This is a genomic window from Aeromonas dhakensis (assembly GCF_000820305.1).
GTDB lineage: Bacteria > Pseudomonadota > Gammaproteobacteria > Enterobacterales > Aeromonadaceae > Aeromonas > Aeromonas dhakensis.
In genome coordinates, this window is the sequence record NZ_CDBH01000044.1 from 71,122 (window position 1) to 90,832 (window position 19,711).

At 57.4% G+C, this 19,711-nt stretch carries 15 protein-coding genes; 11 read left to right on the plus strand and 4 right to left on the minus strand.

Annotated features, from left to right (window positions below; genetic code table 11):
- Positions 1-10: 10 nt before the first annotated feature.
- The 4 genes from BN1143_RS10645 to BN1143_RS10665 form a co-directional block, all read right to left on the minus strand.
- Positions 11-2,140 (minus strand): sigma 54-interacting transcriptional regulator, encoded by a 2,130-nt coding sequence (locus tag BN1143_RS10645; RefSeq protein WP_042050592.1) that lies wholly within the window; start codon positions 2,138-2,140, stop codon positions 11-13.
- 354 nt (positions 2,141-2,494) lie between these two features.
- Positions 2,495-2,893 carry a hypothetical protein gene (locus tag BN1143_RS10650; protein WP_042050595.1) on the minus strand — a complete coding sequence of 133 codons (399 nt, stop codon included), beginning with the start codon at positions 2,891-2,893 and terminating at the stop codon, positions 2,495-2,497.
- An 81-nt stretch (positions 2,894-2,974) separates the two neighbouring features.
- Positions 2,975-5,119, minus strand: a complete 2,145-nt coding sequence (gene fdhF, locus BN1143_RS10655) for a formate dehydrogenase subunit alpha (protein WP_082038514.1) — start codon at positions 5,117-5,119, stop codon at positions 2,975-2,977.
- 46 nt (positions 5,120-5,165) lie between these two features.
- Entirely contained in the window at positions 5,166-5,765 is a 600-nt protein-coding gene (locus BN1143_RS10665; protein ID WP_042050597.1) for a 4Fe-4S binding protein, read from the minus strand.
- A 764-nt stretch (positions 5,766-6,529) separates the two neighbouring features.
- Here BN1143_RS10665 and BN1143_RS21970 point away from each other — a divergent pair.
- The 11 genes from BN1143_RS21970 to hycI all read left to right on the plus strand — a co-directional run bounded on the left by BN1143_RS21970 (position 6,530) and on the right by hycI (position 19,682).
- Positions 6,530-8,212 carry an AAA family ATPase gene (locus BN1143_RS21970; RefSeq protein WP_082038515.1) on the plus strand — a complete coding sequence of 561 codons (1,683 nt, stop codon included), beginning with the start codon at positions 6,530-6,532 and terminating at the stop codon, positions 8,210-8,212.
- Positions 8,202-9,113 (plus strand): HNH endonuclease, encoded by a 912-nt coding sequence (locus BN1143_RS21975; RefSeq protein WP_082038516.1) that lies wholly within the window; start codon positions 8,202-8,204, stop codon positions 9,111-9,113. The genes BN1143_RS21970 and BN1143_RS21975 overlap by 11 nt, the downstream gene beginning before the upstream one ends.
- Positions 9,114-9,625: 512 nt before the next feature.
- Positions 9,626-11,494, plus strand: a complete 1,869-nt coding sequence (kup, locus tag BN1143_RS10680) for a low affinity potassium transporter Kup (protein ID WP_042050600.1) — start codon at positions 9,626-9,628, stop codon at positions 11,492-11,494.
- A 585-nt stretch (positions 11,495-12,079) separates the two neighbouring features.
- Positions 12,080-12,745, plus strand: a complete 666-nt coding sequence (locus BN1143_RS10685) for a 4Fe-4S dicluster domain-containing protein (RefSeq protein ID WP_005351526.1) — start codon at positions 12,080-12,082, stop codon at positions 12,743-12,745.
- Positions 12,745-14,631, plus strand: a complete 1,887-nt coding sequence (gene hyfB / locus BN1143_RS10690; protein ID WP_042050601.1) for a hydrogenase 4 subunit B — start codon at positions 12,745-12,747, stop codon at positions 14,629-14,631. Before BN1143_RS10685 ends, hyfB begins: the two co-directional genes overlap by 1 nt.
- A 1-nt stretch (position 14,632) precedes the next feature.
- The gene (locus tag BN1143_RS10695; RefSeq protein WP_042050602.1) at positions 14,633-15,586 is read left to right on the plus strand and encodes a respiratory chain complex I subunit 1 family protein; all 954 of its coding nucleotides are present in this window, start codon (positions 14,633-14,635) and stop codon (positions 15,584-15,586) included.
- A gap of 80 nt (positions 15,587-15,666) precedes the next feature.
- Complete coding sequence (locus BN1143_RS10700) at positions 15,667-17,385, plus strand: hydrogenase large subunit (protein ID WP_042050603.1); 1,719 nt, start codon at positions 15,667-15,669, stop codon at positions 17,383-17,385.
- A 9-nt stretch (positions 17,386-17,394) separates the two neighbouring features.
- Positions 17,395-17,952 carry a formate hydrogenlyase complex iron-sulfur subunit gene (locus BN1143_RS10705; protein ID WP_042050605.1) on the plus strand — a complete coding sequence of 186 codons (558 nt, stop codon included), beginning with the start codon at positions 17,395-17,397 and terminating at the stop codon, positions 17,950-17,952.
- On the plus strand, positions 17,952-18,767 hold the full coding sequence (locus tag BN1143_RS10710; protein ID WP_005301886.1) for an NADH-quinone oxidoreductase subunit B family protein: 816 nt from the start codon (positions 17,952-17,954) through the stop codon (positions 18,765-18,767). Before BN1143_RS10705 ends, BN1143_RS10710 begins: the two co-directional genes overlap by 1 nt.
- Positions 18,760-19,173, plus strand: coding sequence for a formate hydrogenlyase maturation HycH family protein (locus BN1143_RS10715; RefSeq protein WP_017786833.1), 414 nt, complete (start codon positions 18,760-18,762; stop codon positions 19,171-19,173). Before BN1143_RS10710 ends, BN1143_RS10715 begins: the two co-directional genes overlap by 8 nt.
- Positions 19,173-19,682: a hydrogenase maturation peptidase HycI gene (gene hycI / locus BN1143_RS10720; RefSeq protein ID WP_042050607.1), complete on the plus strand. Its 510-nt coding sequence runs from the start codon at positions 19,173-19,175 to the stop codon at positions 19,680-19,682. The genes BN1143_RS10715 and hycI overlap by 1 nt, the downstream gene beginning before the upstream one ends.
- Positions 19,683-19,711 lie beyond the last annotated feature (29 nt).

The following is a 19,711-nucleotide window of genomic DNA, read 5'->3' on the forward strand; positions in this document are numbered from 1 at the left end:
TGGGGGCCCCTTAGTTGAGGGTGCGGGGATCTTTGGCCGAGATCCCGAGCCGTTTCATTTTCGACAGCAAGGTGGTGCGCTTCATGCCGAGGCGCTGAGCCGCGCCCCGCTCGCCGGCAACGATGCCGTTGCACGCCTTCAGCGCCCGGATGATGCTGGCTCGCTCATCTTCCCCTTGAGCCTCGTCACCCTGCGGCAAGGCGGGCAGCGGCTCACGGAACAGCTCCCGGGCCGGCTCGTCATAGACCAGGGTCTCTATCTTGTGAAAGCCCTTGAGGGGCAGCAGCTCGTCCGGCGAGAGGTTGAGCACGTGGCCGCGGGTCATCACCACCGCCCGCTCGATGATGTTTTCGAGCTCACGGATGTTGCCGTACCAGGGGAGCGACACCAGCATCTTCATGGCATCGGCCGGGATGGAGGTGATGGTACGGCGCATCCGCTTGGCGATCTTCTTGATGAAGAAGTTGACCAAGAGCGGAATATCCTCGCGCCGCTCGCGCAGGGGCGGCAGCTCGATGGGAAAGACGTTGAGGCGGTAATAGAGGTCGCTGCGAAAGCGCTTGTTCTTGACCATGGAGAGCAGATCGCAGTTGGTGGCCGCCACCAGCCGCACGTCGATGGCGATGGGGTTGCTGTTGCCCACCCGCTCCAGCTCGTGCTCCTGCAAGACCCGCAACAGTTTTGGCTGCAGATCGAGTGGCATGTCCCCCACCTCGTCGAGGAACAGGGTGCCCTTGTGGGCCCGCTCGAAGCGGCCGATGCGCTGGGTCAGCGCCCCGGTGAAGGCCCCCTTTTCGTGGCCGAACAGATCGCTCTCGATAAGGCCGGTGGGAATGGCGGCGCAGTTCACCTTGACCATCTCGTGATCGTGGCGGGCACTCAGGGCGTGAATGGCCTGGGCGATCAGCTCCTTGCCGGTGCCGGTCTCCCCCAGAATGAGCACGGTGCAGTCGCTCTGGGCCACCAGCTTCACCTTCTCCAGCACCTTCTCCATCACGGCGCTCTGGTAGATGATGTTGGCAAAGTCCCCCTGCGGCGCGGGCCCGTCGACCCTGAGGGTCTTCTCCCTGGCGCCGGTGGTGTTGGAGATCTCCTGCTGCGCCTGCACGTTGTTCATGGCAATCGCCGTGCGCGCCGCCACTTGTTCGAGCAGCGAGATATCGAGGTCGGCGAAGAAATCCGCCTCGGGGTGGGAGAGGATCAACACCCCCAGCAGGTTGCCCCGATAGCGCAGCGGCAGGATGCAGGAGCTGTCGGCGTCGGGGGGCAGGATCTGGGAGGTGAAGCGGCAGCTCGACTGGCAGCCGTGACCCTGTTCGCGATAGAGGAAGAAGGGCTCGCTGTGGCCGAGCGCCCCCTGCAGGCAGTTCTTCTCAAAACACGAGTGGTTGATGATGCCGGGCTGTTCACGCTGCTGCTGATTGACCAGGTAGCTCTTGAAGCTGTCGGAGGTGGCGTTGTACTCGGCCAGGCACAGGCTGCTGATGCCAAAGTGGTGGTGCAGGATGGTGAACAGGCTCTGGGGCAGCTCGGCGATGCGCACCAGTTTGATCACCGCGTTGGTCACGTCCACCAGGATCTTGCAGCTGTCGCGCTCAAGGCGCAGGGAGTTGGCCTGCTCCAGGGTGCGCTCCTTGTCCAGCACGTTCTCCAGCGCAATGGCGACGATGGCCGCCAGCTGGGTCAGCTTGGCCAGGGTCTCCATCGGGAAGGCGTTGGCCTCGCGGCTGATGAACTCCACCCCGCCCAGGTGGCTACGGGCGGTGGTGATGGGCAACTGACAATAGGAGTGCAAACCGTCATAGACAGGGGTGCTCGCCAGCTGCTCGCAGCGGTGGCGAAAGCGGCTCGCCGGCAGCACGATGGCCTGCTCGCGGGAAAAATGGAGATCGGCCTTGCGGCAGATGAGGTGCGCCGGCCCCTGCTCCCCCAGGTAGTAGAAGACCGCCTCCTCCCCCGTCCCCAGGTTGAGGATGAGGTTGACCCGATCCACCTGGTGAAAGCAGGGCTGGATCCGGTTCAGCTTCTTGATGAAGTCGTCCAGGGTGACGGCGGAGAGCAGGTTCTTGGAGAGGGAGAGAAAGCCGTCATCCCAGATGGGTGAGATGTCGGTCAACGGAATGGCACTCACATTCAGCATTCAGGCCTCGCATTACATCTAGATGGGTACCCTTGCCGGCCAATTGCAGCACGGCAACAACGGTAAACAATGCATCAGCCATCGCAGTCAGATGTTATAATTAATTTTTAAAAACTTAACGCTTAATTATAAAAACTAACATGCAGCGAAATAGCATCGCGCAGATTATCGCAGGATGGCTGGCATAATAAGTTAGCCCCATCCCCATTACAACCAAGCCGGCCCTGGCACATATTACAGCTCCGTCAGCGGATATTTCCCGCCACGCCCAAATATGGCGTCACTATCGCCGTCATTCGCCGCATATCGCCGCCAACTGGCCCCTCCTCTGCCCCTGTTGCTGCTGTCGCAGGCTCATGAGGAGAGCAGCCGGTAGTTGTGCAGCTTCAATCCGCCGAAGATGAAAGCGGCCGAAAAGAGCTGAAGCCCCAGCAATAACCCACTGATATTGTCAGCTATTTCCACCGACACCACCCGATGGGTGAGATAGACCCCGAGCCCCAGCACGCCCGCCAGCAGGCAGTTGACCAGGGTGGTGGAGAGAAAGGCGATGAGCCAGGCCGCCTGCACGCTCAATGCCGCCAGCACGGCGCTCATGGCGATGCGCGCGGCGATAAAAGAGCCGAAGAAGGCAAACCCCAGCAGAAATATCAATTCGTCGTGCCATAGAAAACACCCAATCCCTAACAACATCACCAGCAAATAAGCGGAGACATAAAAGATCCCGAACGAAAGATTTAATTCATTTTTCATGATGGACACCTGCCAGCTGAAAAAAGGATGAGCGGATCCGGGCCCTGTATACAGAGCCTGGATCCACTTTATTAACGACGATTACCCTTTGGCGGCGCTGCGCAATTTCGCCTTGAGCGCGCTGTATTCAGTCTGGACGTACACTTCCGCCCCCGGCTGATCCTCGATACGCTCAATTTTCACTGCGCAGTACTTGTACTCCGGCGTGTAGGAGACGGGGTCCACGTGCTCGATGGTGAGCTCGTTGCAGGCCCCGATCCACCACTGGTAGGTCATGTAGACCACCCCGGCGTTGACCCGCTCGTTGTAGTTGGCCCGGGTGATCACCTTGCCACGGCGCGACGAGATCCAGACCAGCGCCTGATCCTTCACCCCCAGCTTTTTGGCATCGCTCGGGTGGATCTGCACATAGCCCGGCTCATCGGCCAGGGTCTGCAACGCCGAGCAGTTGCCGGTCATGGAGCGGCAGGAGTAGTGACCGACTTCGCGCACGGTGGAGAGCACCAGCGGGTACTCGGCACAGGGCTGCTCCAGCGGCGGCCGCCACCCGGAGGCAATCAGCTGACCCTTGCCGCTCGGGGTGGTAAACACATTCCCCTCGAACAGGGTGCTGGTGCCCGGGTGATCCTCGGTCGGACAGGGCCACTGCACGCTCTTGAGATCGGCCATCTTGTCATAGCTGACCCCGGCGTAGAGCGGGCAGAGTCCGCGCAGCTCGTCCCAGATCTGCTCGGTGTCGCGATACTCCATGGGATACCCCATGGCGGTGGCCATCAGCGAGAAGATGGCCCAGTCCGGCTTCACGTTGTCCGGCGGCGTCACCGCCTTGTAGAAGCGCTGGAAGCCGCGATCCGCCGAGCTGTAGACCCCCTCGTGCTCGCCCCAACTGGTGGCGGGCAGAATGACGTCGGCCATCTCGGCAGTCTGGGTCATGAAGATATCCTGCACGATCACCAGCTCCATCCCCGCCAGGGTGCGGCGGAACTGACCGAGATCTGCCTCGGTCTGGGCCGGATCTTCCCCAAAGATGTAGAAGGCCTTGCACTTGCCCTCCTCCACCTTGTGGCCAAGCTCGGTCAGTCGGTAACCCGGTTTCTGGGAGAGCGCATCCACCCCCCACGCCTTGGCAAACTTGGCGCTGATAGCGGGGTCGCTCACCGACTGATAGCCCGGGAACTGGTGCGGCAGCATCCCCATGTCGCAGGTGCCCTGCACGTTGTTCTGACCGCGTACCGGCCCGCAGCCAGTGCCACGGCGACCGAAGTTGCCGGTCAGCAGCGCAATACCCGCGAGCCCCTTGACCACGTCCACCGCCTGACCGTACTGGGTCACCCCCATGCCCCACAGGATCATGGAAGCAGGCGATGCGGCATAGGTGCGAATGGCGGCGCGGATATCGGCGGCTTTGAGGCCGGTGATCCCCTCCACGTATTCCGGGGTGTACTTGGCCACCGTGGCCTTGAAGGTGTCAAACCCTTCGGTGTAGTTGGCGACGAACGCCTTGTTGTAGAGCCCTTCATTGATCAAGACGTTGGCGAAGGCGTTGACCAGCGCCATGTTGGATCCGTTTTTGAGCGGCAGCCACTGATCGGCGATGCGGGCGGTCTCCACCATGCGGGGATCACACACAATCACCTTGGCCCCGTTGGCCTTCGCCTTCAGGATATGGCGGGCGACGATGGGGTGAGAGTCAGCAGCGTTGTAACCAAACACCAGCAGGCACTTGGTCTCTTGAATTTCGGGAATGGCGTTGCTCATGGCGCCGTTGCCTACCGTTGTCTCCAGACCGGAGACTGAGGGTGCGTGTCACACCCTCGCGCAGTGATCGACGTTGTTCGTCCCCAGCACCGCACGGGCAAATTTCTGCATCACATAGTTGGCTTCATTGCCGGGGCCACGGGCAGAGCCGGTGGTCATGATGGCGTCCGGGCCATATTTCGCCTTGATGGCCGAAAGGCGGCTGCTGGCGAACTCGATGGCTTCGTCCCAGGAGACGGCTTCGAGCTTGCCACCGCGCTCGCGGCGGATCATCGGGCTCTTGAGACGGGGGGTCAGCAGGTTGGTGTCGTTCAGGAAATCCCAACCGTAATAACCCTTGAGGCAGAGCTGCCCCTCGTTGGTCCGGCCGTTGGCGCCTTCGGCCCCCACCACCTTGTCGTTTTCAACCAGCAGGTTGATTTTGCAACCGGTGCCGCAATAGGGGCACACGGTAATGACTTTTTTCATGACTCACACTCTTGTTTGTTAACGAAAAACGGCTCGGCAAGCCCGCTCACACCCGCGCCGGCATCGCCAGCAGGGCCTCGGCACTGGCCAGCTGCTTCTGCCGGTTCAGGGTTTCAAGATGCTCCGGCGTGACCAGCCGCAGCGCCTGGGTCGGACAGACCTCGACACAGGCCGGGCCCGCCTCGCGGTGCTGGCAGAGATCGCACTTGAGCGCCTGCGCCTTGGTCTGCGGCCGCTTGAAGAGCGAATCGGCCGTGGGGGCCACCTCTTTCACCACCACCGCCATGGCGCCGTAAGGACAGGCCACCACGCAGGACTTGCAGCCGATGCAGCGCGCCTGCAACACCTTGACGCAGCCATCCTCGGTGACGATGGCGTTGTTCGGGCAGGCCATGGCGCACGGCTTGTCTTCACACTGGCGGCAGAGCACCGGCGTGGTCACCTTGCTGCCGACGATCACCTTCAGGCGCGGCTGAAAATGGCTGTCCTTGGAGACCAGATGTCCATCCTCGATGGCAAGATGCAGACCGCCCTCCCGCTCAAGGGTCCCGCTGCAGGACCCTGACTGGTGTGACACGGCGCAGGCCACCTCACAGGTACGACACCCAATACAGAGACTGGGATCTGCAATCACGAAGCTGTTCATAGAGAGGGATCCTAAATGGTTCGTTACACCCGACCGCCCTCACCCACCTGGCAGGCGACAACGCGGTCTGCCCCCACAAAGCATTTATCAGACCAACACGGGAAGATGGCCGTCATAAAATCACAAGCCAATGAAAATAAAGGGGTAATCTGGATGGTGAAGGCGGTATTTGCCGCAACTGACGAGGGTGACGAAGGGGCCAGCCCCCTGCTCGACATGACAAAAGTGACGAGGTCGACACTGGCTGACCAACCCCTGCTCCAGCCGCGTAACGGAGCCGTTCAAAGGCGTTTGGAGCAAGGATCGGCCGCCATAAACCTGATAAGCGGTGGGACAATATCCGGGAGAAAAGCCATACCAAGGGCCAAAAAAGGGGCTGTGAAGCACGCAAAAGCCGCCTGTGGCAGCGGCAAATTGCTTGGTTTCTCTATCTAGACAGCAGTCCATCATCAAGCAAAACCGAACAAAACAGGCCGTTTATTGACTGATTTGTTGAGCCAGAGCCAGTTTTACACCCCTGCCCCTTTAGTTTTTTATTGCTCCTGTTAGTATGTGCCACTTGGCAACTAGTTATATTAAAGATGTCCCAATAAAAGCGGTAAAATAGCCAACGCGATTGCAGAAAATATGGAGTCTAGTTGAATGACGAGACCAGTAAACATCAACTTGTAGGAAGTATTTATATCGATACTCATCAATTAAGTGAACATCGATATAAATATCGACCAGTTAAATCACGATAACTCAACCGAAATCATATAAAAATGAAAATATTATACACACCGAATATAAAATGGAATAAAAGCCCACCTGTTAATTTTGGTAGAGAAACAGTTTTATCATTAAGCGGTAATAATTGGGATGATTATGACTATAAAACAACTCTAAATGCAAAGTTAATTTTTGATGGAAAAGTACTAGACTTTCACTTCAACTTGAAAATATTAATTAGAAATTCAACCTATACAGCTGAAACCCTAAATGAACTTTGTTCATCAGGTTGGGATGGGCATTTCCCCATCCCCAAGCTTGATTATATATCCATACCATCAGATATTGATTTTTACAAAAGCCTGATTGCAAAAATAGGCCCCCAAAATACAGAAAAAACATTAGAAATTTTACATGATGCAAGTATATTATCTCATTCAGAAAAGCATCCATCTTATTCATTAACTAACGATGATGGCTTCAAACTATCTCTATTAAGAGAAAGCGGGGCACATAAAGCATACTTAGATGGATGGAAAGTCCTTAAAGGAGAGCTATCTGAAGTTAAAAATTTTACTTTGTTCATGCAGAGTCGTACTGGTGAAAAAAAAGAAATTCCATTTCAATTCGAATCATCACTACTTCCCTATGATATAAATGTGCTGATTGGGCCAAATGGAATAGGAAAATCACATAGTTTAAAAACTATAGTTTCTGGTTGGTTGCAATCTGAGGATAAAAAAGCTGAATTGTTTTTTGATAAGAGACCAAATATTGGCAGGCTAATTTTAATTTCATATAGCCCTTTTGAAGAGTTTGATTTAACTCTAAAAAAATCCAATCTTCTTGACAAGGCAGCCTACAAATACTTTGGATTTAGGCATCGAACAGGGACTGAAGAGGATGGAAGTGCAAAAATAGGAATTAACCGCAATCTACCGGCTTTCGACTCAAGTAATTCCCTGATAACATCAATTTATGATGATCAAAAAACTTCATTTATAATTGATAAAGTTAAAAAACTTGAAGCTGCAGAAAGAGCATTGAAGCCAGCTCTCGGTTATGACTATCTAGCATTGGAAGTATTGCCTGAATCAGTGACAACATCGCTTAAAAACAAAATAACTGAAATTAAAGGGAGAAATTATCTAAAAATAGATAAAGATATTCCGTTGCTAATTGACAACTCAAATCTGGTTAATTTATGTAAATTAACGGAAGGGGTCAAGTTTATCTCAAATGGAGAAATTATTTCTTTAAGCTCTGGTCAACGGTTATTCACATATATTGTGATAAATGTTCTTGGTTCTATAAGAGAAAACAGTCTAGTGGTAATTGATGAACCTGAGTTATTTCTGCATCCAACACTAGAAATCGAATTTATATCTCTTCTTAAAGCGATTTTAAAGCCATTCCGTTCAAAGGCAATTTTAGCAACACATTCATTGGCCGTTGTAAGAGAGGTCCCTTCAAAATGCGTTCATATATTTAAAGAAGTAGACGGGATTTTAGATATTATTCCACCTCCCTTTGAAACCTTTGGTGCCAGTGTCCAAAGGATATCTTCATATGTGTTCGGAGATAGCTCTTTAACAAAACCTTTTGATGATTGGTTAAGTCGTCTAGTAAAGGATGAACCGGACGTTGATACTCTAATTTCTTTACTCGGCGATGAGATCAATGAGCAGTTGATAATGAAAATTTCAAAATTGGGAAGGTTACATAATGGTAACTAAACTTTCACCTCCAATTTATGATACAACAGACACAATAAACCAAGTTGTGGCTGACAGAGTTTGGTATCGAGACTTCTTTGACTTGATTAAAGAAAATTGGTTGTTGCATATAAATAGATATGTAGAGAACAGAGGTAACCCGGAAGTTATTGCTCCACTTGATATATCTCCCTACATCACACAAGAGCGAATCATCGCAGAGGAAAACAAAAACCCAGAAGGTAATGCGCTACAGACGTTGGTTGAAAAAAGAACTGTCTCTCTAAAAGGGCTTTACGAGCCAGTAGAAGGAACTGAATTACATTCATATCTAAAGAATATGAGAGATAATCACGGTCTTTTATTTTGTCCGGCATGTGGAGAGCCAGGAAAGCCAACAACCCTTGATCATTACTTACCACAGTCAAAATATCCAGAATTATCCATCGTGTTTGAAAATTTAACACCGATGTGCGACAAATGCCAAAGATTAAAGGATAATAATATTTTAAATGCTGAGGGAAATAAATTATTTATTCACCCATATTATGACCAAATTGAAACTATTCGCATTATGCTAGAAATTCTTCCACCTTATAATCACCCTGAGAGGTTTTTAGCAAAAGTGCCTGAAAATATAGGCTCCCCACTTAGAGAAATATGTGAAAGACACATTAAAGAAATAGACTTTGTAAATAGATTTGAAAACTACTGTATATCTGAATATTCTGATTTACTTGTAATTATTTCAGAGGAAAGAGATGAACCTGAAGGAGATAGTGTCAGAAAAATAGTAAGACGTTTTTTACGGAAGGCTGAAATTAAATCACCGAACCATTGGGAAGCTATTTTTTATAGAGGGGTTTTAGAAAATAATGACCTTATAAACTTCTTGGAAACAGAGGAGCTATTTAATGATTAACAATCTCTATACATTACAACTCTTTTAATTTGAAATTAGCGGTGCAATTCACTTCGTTCATTGCACCCTACTTGCTGTCTCTTGATAAATAAAGACTCCATCGCAGCCTTACCCCCTCTCTATTTACTGCCAGAGCCCCCTCTTTATTGGTCAGCATTTTATCGTTTATTTCTTAGCCAGCTTGATGCAAAACGCTGGCAAAAATGGATAGCCAGCTAAAACAATCACTTGCCAAGGTCCGGGCGGGGCATTTCAATCGCTGGCCAATTAATAATTTCGTTAACCACCCCTTTTTGATTATTTATACCTGAGCATAAACCTACGACGGGTGTGTCATTATACCCTTAACGGCAGATGAACAGACTGTGTCCCATGATGAGCCTCTTTATATCCAGTTAGCTCCCTTTCCCATCGCAATCCATTAATGCGTTCCTGCGGCACCTGCCGCACGCCCGATAGACGGGGGCGGCCCGTGCTGGCCAATCGTCATCATCAAACTGACAGACAACTTCATGAACGGTAATCACAAACAAGCCCTGTCCGGCGTTACGCTGGCGGCGATCGGCGTGGTCTATGGCGACATCGGCACCAGCCCGCTCTATACCCTGCGCGAGTGCCTCTCCGGCCAGTTCGGTTTCGGGGTGGAGCCCGCCTCCATCCTGGGCTTTCTTTCACTGATCTTCTGGCTGCTGATCCTGGTGGTCTCGGTCAAGTATCTCTCCTTCGTGATGCGGGCCGACAACGCCGGCGAAGGGGGCATCCTTACCCTGATGTCGCTGGCCACCCGCAACACTCCGGCCAGGTGGACCCCCTTGCTGATCATCCTGGGGCTGATTGGCGGCAGCTTCTTCTATGGCGAGGTGGTGATCACCCCGGCCATGTCGGTGATGTCGGCCATCGAGGGCTTGAACATCGCCGCCCCCTCCCTCGACCCCTATATAGTGCCACTCTCGGTGCTGGTGCTGACCCTGCTGTTCGCCATCCAGAAACACGGCACCGCCACCGTGGGCAAGCTGTTCGCCCCCATCATGCTCACCTGGTTCATCACCCTGGCGGTGCTGGGTCTGAACAGCATCTTCCAGCACCCCGAGGTGCTGGGAGCGCTCAACCCAATCTGGGCGCTGCGCTTCTTTGCCAAGTACCAGACCGCCTCCTTCTTTGCTCTCGGCGCCGTGGTGCTGGCCATCACCGGGGTGGAGGCGCTCTACGCCGACATGGGCCATTTTGGCAAGAGCCCGATCCGGCGCGCCTGGTTTATGGTGGTGTTACCGTCGCTTGTGCTCAACTACTTCGGCCAGGGGGCGCTGCTGCTGGCCCATCCCGAGGCCATCACCAACCCCTTCTTCCTGCTCGCACCGAAATTGGCGCTGCTGCCACTGCTGCTGCTGGCGACCCTGGCCACGGTGATCGCCTCGCAGGCCGTGATCTCCGGGGTCTTTTCGCTGACCCGGCAGGCGGTGCGGCTCGGTTATCTCTCACCCATCCGCATCGTGCACACCTCCGAGCAGGAGTCCGGCCAGATCTATATTCCGGTCATCAACTGGATGCTCTATATCTCGGTGGTCATCGTCATCATGAGCTTCGAGCACTCCAGCAATCTGGCGGCGGCCTATGGCATCGCCGTCACCGGCACCATGGTGCTGACCTCCATCCTCTCCTGCTCGGTGGCCCGCCACAGCTGGCACTGGCACAAGTACCTGGTGGCCGCGCTGTTTATCGCGCTGCTGGCCATCGACGTGCCGCTGTTTGCCGCCAACCTCGCCAAGATCTTCTCCGGCGGCTGGCTGCCGCTCACTCTGGGCGCGGTGATGTTCACCGTGATGACCAGCTGGAAGAGCGAGCGTTTCCAGCTTATTCGCCGCCTGAACGAGCACGGCAACTCCCTTGAGCCGATGATCGCCTCGCTGGAAAAATCCCCGCCAACCCGGGTGGCTGGCACTGCGGTCTATATGTCACGGGTGGTCAATGTGATCCCCCATGCGCTCCTGCACAACCTCAAGCACAACAAGGTGCTGCACGAGCGGATCATCCTGCTCACCCTGCGGGTGGAGGATGTGCCCTATGTCCACAACGTGCGCCGGGTCTGCATCGAGCAGCTCTCCCCCACCTTCTGGCGGGTGGTGGCGAGCTACGGCTGGCGCGAGACCCCCAACGTGGAGGAGATCTTCCACCGCTGCAACGCCGAGGGGCTGAGCTGCCGGATGATGGAGACCTCGTTCTTTATGGCCCACGAGTCGCTCATCATGAAAGACCGCCCCTGGTATCTCTATCTGCGCGGCAAGCTCTTTATGCTGCTGCAGCGCAACGCCCTGCGCGCACCGGATCAGTTCGAGATCCCGCCCAACCGGGTCATCGAGCTGGGATCCCAGGTGGATATCTGATGGCGTGAGTTGCGCTAAAGAGAGAGGGAGGCATTGGCCTCCCTCTCTTGTTTCCGTTAACCACAATTACCGCCCCTCATCCCCGGCCCTTCTCCCGCAAGGGGAGAAGGGAGCACACCACGGCGACCATATGCTGCAAACGGTGCAATTCACTTCGTTCTTTGCACCCTACTCCCGGCATGCTGCCGATATGTTTCCGTTCTCGTGCGTCCGATTACGCTTCGCTAATCGAACCTACGGTTTCAAGACAGACGGTCTCTATCCGAACAGACTCGCCGCCGTAGGGTGCAACAAGCGCAGCGCCGTGCACCGCGCACCATATGTTGGAGAGCGGTGCAATTCACTTCGTTCTTTGCACCCTACTCATGCTGCATTTTCCGGGTGACGAACCCCCTTTCCCCCCTTCGTCACAAGTGACGAACGTCACGCTTCGACAGTAAGGCAAGGCCTCGACACCCGTCTGCGCGATTATTAACATCCTTTAAGAACAAACACTTACACTCATTCAGCCAGGCAAAACCAAGCTGGCCCGTATCTTGCCAACCTGCCCCTATTCACTCCGTTCGCGACACGACAAGGTAGGCTATGAACCGCTTCGTTATCGCTGACCCCAAGCTTTGTATCGGCTGTGGCACCTGTATGGCGGCCTGCAGCGAGGTACACAAGGCGCAAGGTTTGCAGCAAGCCCCCCGTTTAACCGTTATGCGACACGAGCAGGCGACCATGCCGGTTCAGTGCCGTCACTGTGACGATGCCCCCTGCATCAAGGTGTGCCCGGTCGAGGCAATTCGCCAGACTGGCGATTGCGTGCAACTCAACGAGTCGCTCTGCATCGGCTGCAATCTCTGCGCCGTGGCCTGTCCCTTTGGCGCCATCCAGAGCGGCGGCAGCCGTCCGGTGGCCGTGGCCACCAGTTACGACACCTATATCCCCTGCTCCATCCGATCCAGCAACCCCTCCACCTCCGCTGGCCTGCGCTGCTTTGGCGAGGATCTGCTGAGCTGGGAGCCGGGCGTGCGCAGCATCGCCGTCAAGTGCGACCTGTGCGAGTTTCGCGCCGATGGCCCGGCCTGTGTCGGTGCCTGCCCCTCCCAGGCGCTGAAGCTGGTCAATGACGGCGACACCGAACGCGCCGCACGTATCCGTCGCCAGCAAGCGGCCGACACCAACCCGCAAGGGGCCTCTGCTTTCTCGGCGCCTGCCACGGCGCTCCCTGCATCCGATTTATCTACCACAGAGGGAGTTCGCTGATGTTGTCCCCCCTTGTTATGGCCACACTCCTGCTCTTTTTGCTGGGCGCTGCCGCCGGTTTGCTGCTGCAAAAGCTGCCCGCACTGGCCAACCGCCTCAATAGCGGCTTTGCCCTGCTGGGCTCGCTCGCGGGTCTGGTCGCCGCCATGCAGATCTTTGCCCAGGGTGCCCCCGTCGACGGCCAGCTCTGGCTGCTGGGCTCGGTGCATCTCGGCTCTTTTTATCTAGACACGCTCTCCGCGCTGATGCTGCTGGTGATTAGCACGGTCGGCGTCGCCGTCGCCCTCTACTCCTTTGCCTATATCCGCGAATATCAGGGCAAGGGGGATGTGGCCATCGGCGCGCTGATGAACCTCTTCCTGTTCGCCATGGTGGGCATGGTACTGGCCGACAACGCACTCGGTTTCTTGCTCTGCTACGAGCTGGTGACCCTTGCCACCTACTGGCTGGTCAAGACCAACCCGGAGGCCGCCAAACAGAGCCGGCTTTACTTGGTGATGAACCATATCGGCATGGCGCTGGTGCTGATCGCCTTCTGGCTGCTCTGCCGCGAAAGCGGTTCGCTGGAGTTCGCCGCGCTGCGCGAGCACCATCTGGCGGGCGCTTTGGCCTCCCTGGTGTTCCTGCTCAGCTTCTGCGGCTTTGGCCTGCGCGCCGGTTTCGTGCCGCTGCACGGCTGGCTGCCGGTGGCCGAGCCCGTTGCGCCGTCCCATATCTCGGCGCTGATGTCCGGCGTGATGGTGAAGCTGGGTCTCTTTGGCATTTTGCGGGTCAGCATCGATTTTCTCGGTGCCAGCCAGCTCTGGTGGGGCTATGTGGTGCTGATCTTCGGTGCCTGCTCGGCAGTGCTCGGGGTGCTGTTTGCGCTGGCCGAGCATGACCTCAAGCGGTTGCTCGCCTACCACACGGTAGAGAACATCGGCATCATCCTGATGGGGATGGGCATCGGCATGATCGGCATCGCCAACCAGCAACCAGCACTGGTGGTGCTGGGGCTGCTCGGCGCCCTCTATCACCTGCTCAACCATGCCATCTTCAAGAGCCTGCTCTTTATGGGTACCGGCTCGGTGATGTTCCGCCTGCACACCCGCGACATGGACAAGATGGGGGGGCTGGCCAAGCTGATGCCCTGGACTGCGCTGGCGTTCCTCATCGGCGCCATGGCCATCTCGGCGCTGCCACCGCTCAACGGCTTTGTCAGCGAGTGGTTTATCTACCAGTCCCTGCTCTCCATGACCAAACTCGGCACCTCGGTCGTTGCGCCGCTCGCGGTAGTAATGCTGGCGGTGACCGGCGCCATGGCGGTGATGTGCTTTGTCAAGGTGTACGGTATCTGCTTCTGCGGCGCACCGCGCAGCGAACACGCGAGCCACGCCCGCGAAGTGCCGGGCGCCATGGTGGCAGGCACCCTGTTGCTGGCTGCGGTCTGTCTGGTACTGGGTCTGGGCGCCCCCTGGATTGCCCCCCATATCGCCAGCTATGGCCAAGCCTTGGTAAGCGGCCAAATGAACGTGGCCACTGGCGCCACCCTGCTGCCGCTGGATAGCAGCCAAGCGATCCTCTCCCCGCCCGTTATCGCCATCACCTTGCTGGGGCTGTTCCTCATCCCGCTGCTGGTACTGGCCATCTTCAAGGGGCCCAAGCTGGGTCGTCGTCACGCCAGCACCCCGTGGGCCTGTGGTTACGCCTATGAGGAGCGCATGAGCCTCACCTCTGGCGGTGTCACCCACACCTTGCGCCAACTCTGCGCGCCGCTCTATCGCAAGCAGCCGCAGCTCGATCTGGCCAGCGCCCTGCACGGGGTGAGCGATACCAGCGGCAACACCGGCTGGCTGCTGCACGCCATTGTGCTGGCGCTCTTTATCCTGATGGCTGTAGGAGTCTGATATGCCTGTTCTTGAAATGCCGAGCTGGGGCATGGTTGCCCTCGCCCTGACCCAGGCCATCGCCATGCTGGCGCTGGCGCCGCTCGCCACCGGTTTCAACCGGGTGCTGCGGGCCAAGATGCACTCCCGTCAAGGGCCGGGCCTGCTGCAGGATTACCGGGATATCGCCAAGCTCCTGCGCCGTCAGGAGGTCACCCCCGAGCCTGCCGGCATCCTCTTCAACCTGATGCCTGCGCTGCTCATCGCCGCCCTCTTGCTGGTAGGGATGGCGCTGCCGACCCTGACTCACGAGTCCCCCTTCCCCATCGCCGGGGATCTCATCACCGACATCTACCTGTTCGCCATCTTCCGTTTCTTCTTTTCGCTGGCGGGGCTCGACAGCGGCAGCATGTTTGCCGGGATCGGTGCCCGCCGCGAGCTGACCCTCGGCATTCTGGTGGAGCCCATTCTGGTGCTCGCCTGCTTCATCATGGCGATGATGGTGGGCAGCTCGGATCTGGGCAATATCAGCAGCTATGTGGCGACCCAGCCGCTGGCCGCTCCCATCGCTCCCCTCTTGGCGGGTGCCGCCTGCGCCTTCGCGGTGTTTGTCGAGATGGGCAAGCTGCCCTTTGACTGCGCCGAAGCCGAGCAGGAGCTGCAAGAGGGACCGCTCACCGAATATTCCGGTGCGGGCCTGGCCCTGCTCAAGCTCTCCATCGGCCTCAAGCAGCTGGTAGTGGTGCAGCTCTTTCTGGTGATTTTCCTCCCCTTCGGCAAGGCGGCCAACTGGAGTCTGCCTGCGCTCATCGGCGCGGCGCTGATCCTCGCCTGCAAGCTGCTGGTGGCCTTTTTGCTGGCTGGCATCATCGAAAACGCCATGGCCCGTACCCAGTTCGTGCGCACCCACAAGCTCACCCGCTACGGCTTGGGGCTGGCTCTGCTGGCACTGCTCGCCTATCTGGTCGGGGTCTGAGCCATGCCCGCCAGCACAGCAACTTTTTCCGATTTCATCATTTGTGAATGCTCATTCACGAACATTAAAGTGAGAACTGCATGACCATCGCCATTTCGGATCGCATCGGCTGCGACTACATCCAGCAGGTGCGAGCACAACTGCCCCACGCCATCGTCGACGAGGAGTGGCAAACCGCCGATCAGGCCACCATCACCGTCAAACCCACCAGTCTGGTCGAGACCGCCAGCCTGATCTTCCATCAGCTGAGGGGCTGGCTTCCGCTCTCCTTTGCCAATGACGAGCGCAGCCTCAACGGCCACTTCGCCGTCTACCACGTCTTCTCCATGGAGGGCGACACCAAGTGCTGGATCACAGTCCGGGTGCTGGTGGATGCCGATACCCAGGAGTACCCCTCCATCACCCCGACCATTCCGGCGGCGGTATGGGGCGAGCGGGAGATCCGCGACATGTACGGCCTGCGCGCCATCGGCCTGCCGGACGAACGCCGTCTGGTACTGCCGGACGACTGGCCGGAGGATATCCACCCGCTGCGCAAGGACGCCATGGATTACCGCCAGCGCCCGATGCCCACCACCGACACCGAGACCTACCCCTTCGTCAACGAACTCGGCAGTGATGCCAACCGCATCGTGCCGGTCGGCCCGCTGCACATCACCTCGGATGAACCGGGCCACTTTCGCCTGTTCGTCGATGGCGAAGACATCATCGATGCCGACTATCGCCTCTTCTATGTCCATCGCGGCATGGAGAAGCTGGCGGAAACCCGGATGGGCTACAACGAAGTGGCCTTCCTGACCGACCGGGTCTGCGGCATCTGTGGCTTTACCCACAGCGTCGCCTACACCACCTCGGTGGAGAACGCCATGGGCATTGTGGTGCCCGAGCGGGCCAAGATGATCCGCGCCGTGCTGCTGGAGGTGGAGCGCCTGCACAGCCATATCCTCAACATCGGCCTGTCGAGCCACTTCACCGGTTTCGACACCGGCTTCATGCAGTTCTTCCGGGTGCGGGAGAAATCCATGACCCTGGCCGAGCTGCTGACCGGCGCCCGCAAGACCTATGGCCTCAACCTGATTGGCGGGGTACGCCGCGATATCTTCAAGGAAGATCGCATCAAGGGTGCCCAGTTGGTGCGCGAGCTGCGTGATGAGCTCAAACCCCTGGTGGCCATGCTGCTGGATACCGCCAACATCTCCTCCCGCCTCATCGGTATCGGCAAGCTCGACCCGCAAATTGCCCGCGATTTCAGCTGCGTCGGCCCCATGGTGCGGGCGAGCGGCTTCAAACGTGACGTGCGCCGGGTCCACGACTTTGCCGGCTACCGCGAGCTGCCGATGGAGATCCAGACCAAGGCGGGTTGCGACGTGCAATCCCGGGTACTGGTACGCATCCACGAGCTCTACGACTCCCTCGACATGATTGAGTTTGGCCTGGAGCACCTGCCGGAGGGGCCACTGCTCACCGAAGGCTTCACCTACCAGCCGGGCAAGTTTGCGCTGGGCTTTACCGAAGCGCCCCGCGGCGAGAACGTCCACTGGAGCATGACGGGAGATAACCAGAAGCTGTTCCGCTGGCGCTGCCGCGCCGCTACCTACGCCAACTGGCCCGCCCTGCGCTACATGCTGCGCGGCAATACCGTGGCGGATGCGCCGCTCATCATCGGCAGTCTGGATCCCTGCTACTCCTGTACCGACCGGGTCACCCTGGTCGACCCCAAGAAGGGCAAATCCACCGTGGTCTCCTACAAGGAGATCGAGCGCTACGGCATCGATCGCAAAAACTCTCCGCTGAAATAAGGGGTCATCATGATCAAGCTGTTCAAGACCATCCTCAAGGCTGGCACCCCGACCGCCAAGTACCCCTTCGCCCCTATTGATGTGAACCGGGATTTTCGCGGCAAACCGAAATATCAGGCGGATCAGTGCATCGCCTGCGCCGCCTGCACCAAGGCCTGCCCGGCCAATGCGCTGGTGATGGAAGTCGATATGGAGACCGGCGAACGGCGCTGGGAGATCTCCATGGCTCGCTGCATCTTCTGCGGCCGCTGCGAGGAAGTCTGCCCGACCCGCGCCATCGCCCTCTCACCCGAGTTCGAGCTGGCGGTGACCAACAAGGCGGATCTCTATGAGGAGGCCCGCTTCGCGCTGGCCCCCTGCACCCTGTGCGGCACCTACTTTGCCCCGAGCAAGCTGGTGGCGCTGGTGGAGGATACCCTCAAGCAGGCGGGCACGCCGCTGACCACCCCGGAGCGACTGCACCACTGCCCCGACTGCAAACGAAAACAGAGCATGCTGAGCCAGCCTGACTCGGCCCTGATCACACCGATAGCCACACCGATGGCCGCACAAAAGGAGTGGATGTGATGAGCAAGATCAAAGGCATAGAACCGGTTGTCGGCCATGCCCATACCCGCGCCGTGCCGCTGGCACAGGATCCCGAGATCACCAAACTCAAGAAGACCCTGCTCAAGGACATTCGCCGCTCGGCCTATGTCTACCGGGTCGATTGCGGCGGCTGCAACGCCTGCGAGATCGAGATCTTCGCCACCATCACCCCGCTGTTCGATGCCGAGCGTTTCGGCATCAAGGTGGTCGCCTCCCCCCGCCACGCCGACATCCTGCTCTTTACCGGCGCGGTGACCCGGGCGATGCGGGTGCCGGCCCTGCGCGCCTACGAGGCGGCGCCCGATCCCAAGATCTGCATCGCCTACGGCGCCTGCGGCTGTGACGGTGGCATCTTCCACGACCTCTACTGCGTCTGGGGCGGCACCGACAAAATCGTGCCGGTAGATGTCTATATCCCGGGCTGCCCTCCCACACCGGCAGCCACCATCTACGGCTTTGCCGTGGCGCTCGGTCTGCTGGAACAGAAACTCAAAGCCACCAGCCACGAGGTGCAACCGGGTGAGCGGGTCGAACTGCGCCACACCGGCATCCCCAATGAAATCCGGGTGATGATCGAGCGCGAAGCGCGCCGCATGGCCGGTTACCGGCAGGGGCGGATCATCGCCGACGAGTTCATGGCCCTGCTCGAAGGGGCGACCCAGCAGGATGTGGATCTGCGCATCCAGAGCTACCTCGATCAGCACGACGATCCGCGCCTGGCGGAGATCGTCAACAACCTGGCAAACGCCTGCCTCAACCGGGCGGCCGGCAAGGGAGAGGCGGTGCATGGCTGACCAGGTTTTTTTCTACCGCCTCTCGCGCAAGTTCGTCGACGAGCAGTTCGACGTCCCCGAGGAAGCCAAAGAGGTGATGTACTACAGCCTCGCCATCGGCCACCACCTCGGCATCGTCGATTGCCTGCGAGCAGACCTGGTCTGCTCGCTGACCGGTTATCGCGACTGGGTGGCCAAGCTGCCAGAGGGGAGCGAGGCGCGCCGCAAGATGGAGGGATTTCTCACCTTTGGCGAGATCACCATCTATCGCGAGCACTGCCATATGCTGGCCTGCGCCTTCGACCGACTGCGCAAAGCTGACAATGTGCTCAATGAGCAGGAGCTGGGCTGGGCCAACATTTTTATGGATCAGCTCACCGCCCTCTATAACGACCCCCATATGTACCTGATGGTAAGGAGCCGCTGATGGGCTGCAATCTCGTGTTGACCGTGGGCAATGCCATGATGGGGGACGACGGTGCCGGCCCCTATCTCGCCGACAAGCTGCAGGCCGCCCCCCTGCCCGGCTGGCTCCATATCGACGGCGGCATCGCGCCGGAAAATGTGGTCTACAAGGTGCGGGAGCTGCAACCGGCGCGGGTGGTGCTGGTGGATGCCGCCGAGATCGGCGAGAAGGCGGGCACCCTGCAGGTGATCCCCCCCGAGACCATCGCCGAGATGTTTATCTTCTCGACCCACAACATGCCGCTCAATTTTTTGATCGACGAGCTCAAGACCTTTGTGTCCGAGGTGATCTTTGTCGGGGTGCAACCGGCCATCGTGGCGTTCTCCTTCCCGATGACCGAGATGGTGAGTGAGGCGATGGATTATCTTTATCAGCACCTTGATACTGCCAAGGATACCAGCTTGTTAATAGAGAGACTGGACCATTGGAATATCACCAACGCGGAGTCATATTATTTGCCAGCTTGTTAACAGCAGCGTTTAATTATCCAGATAAAGGC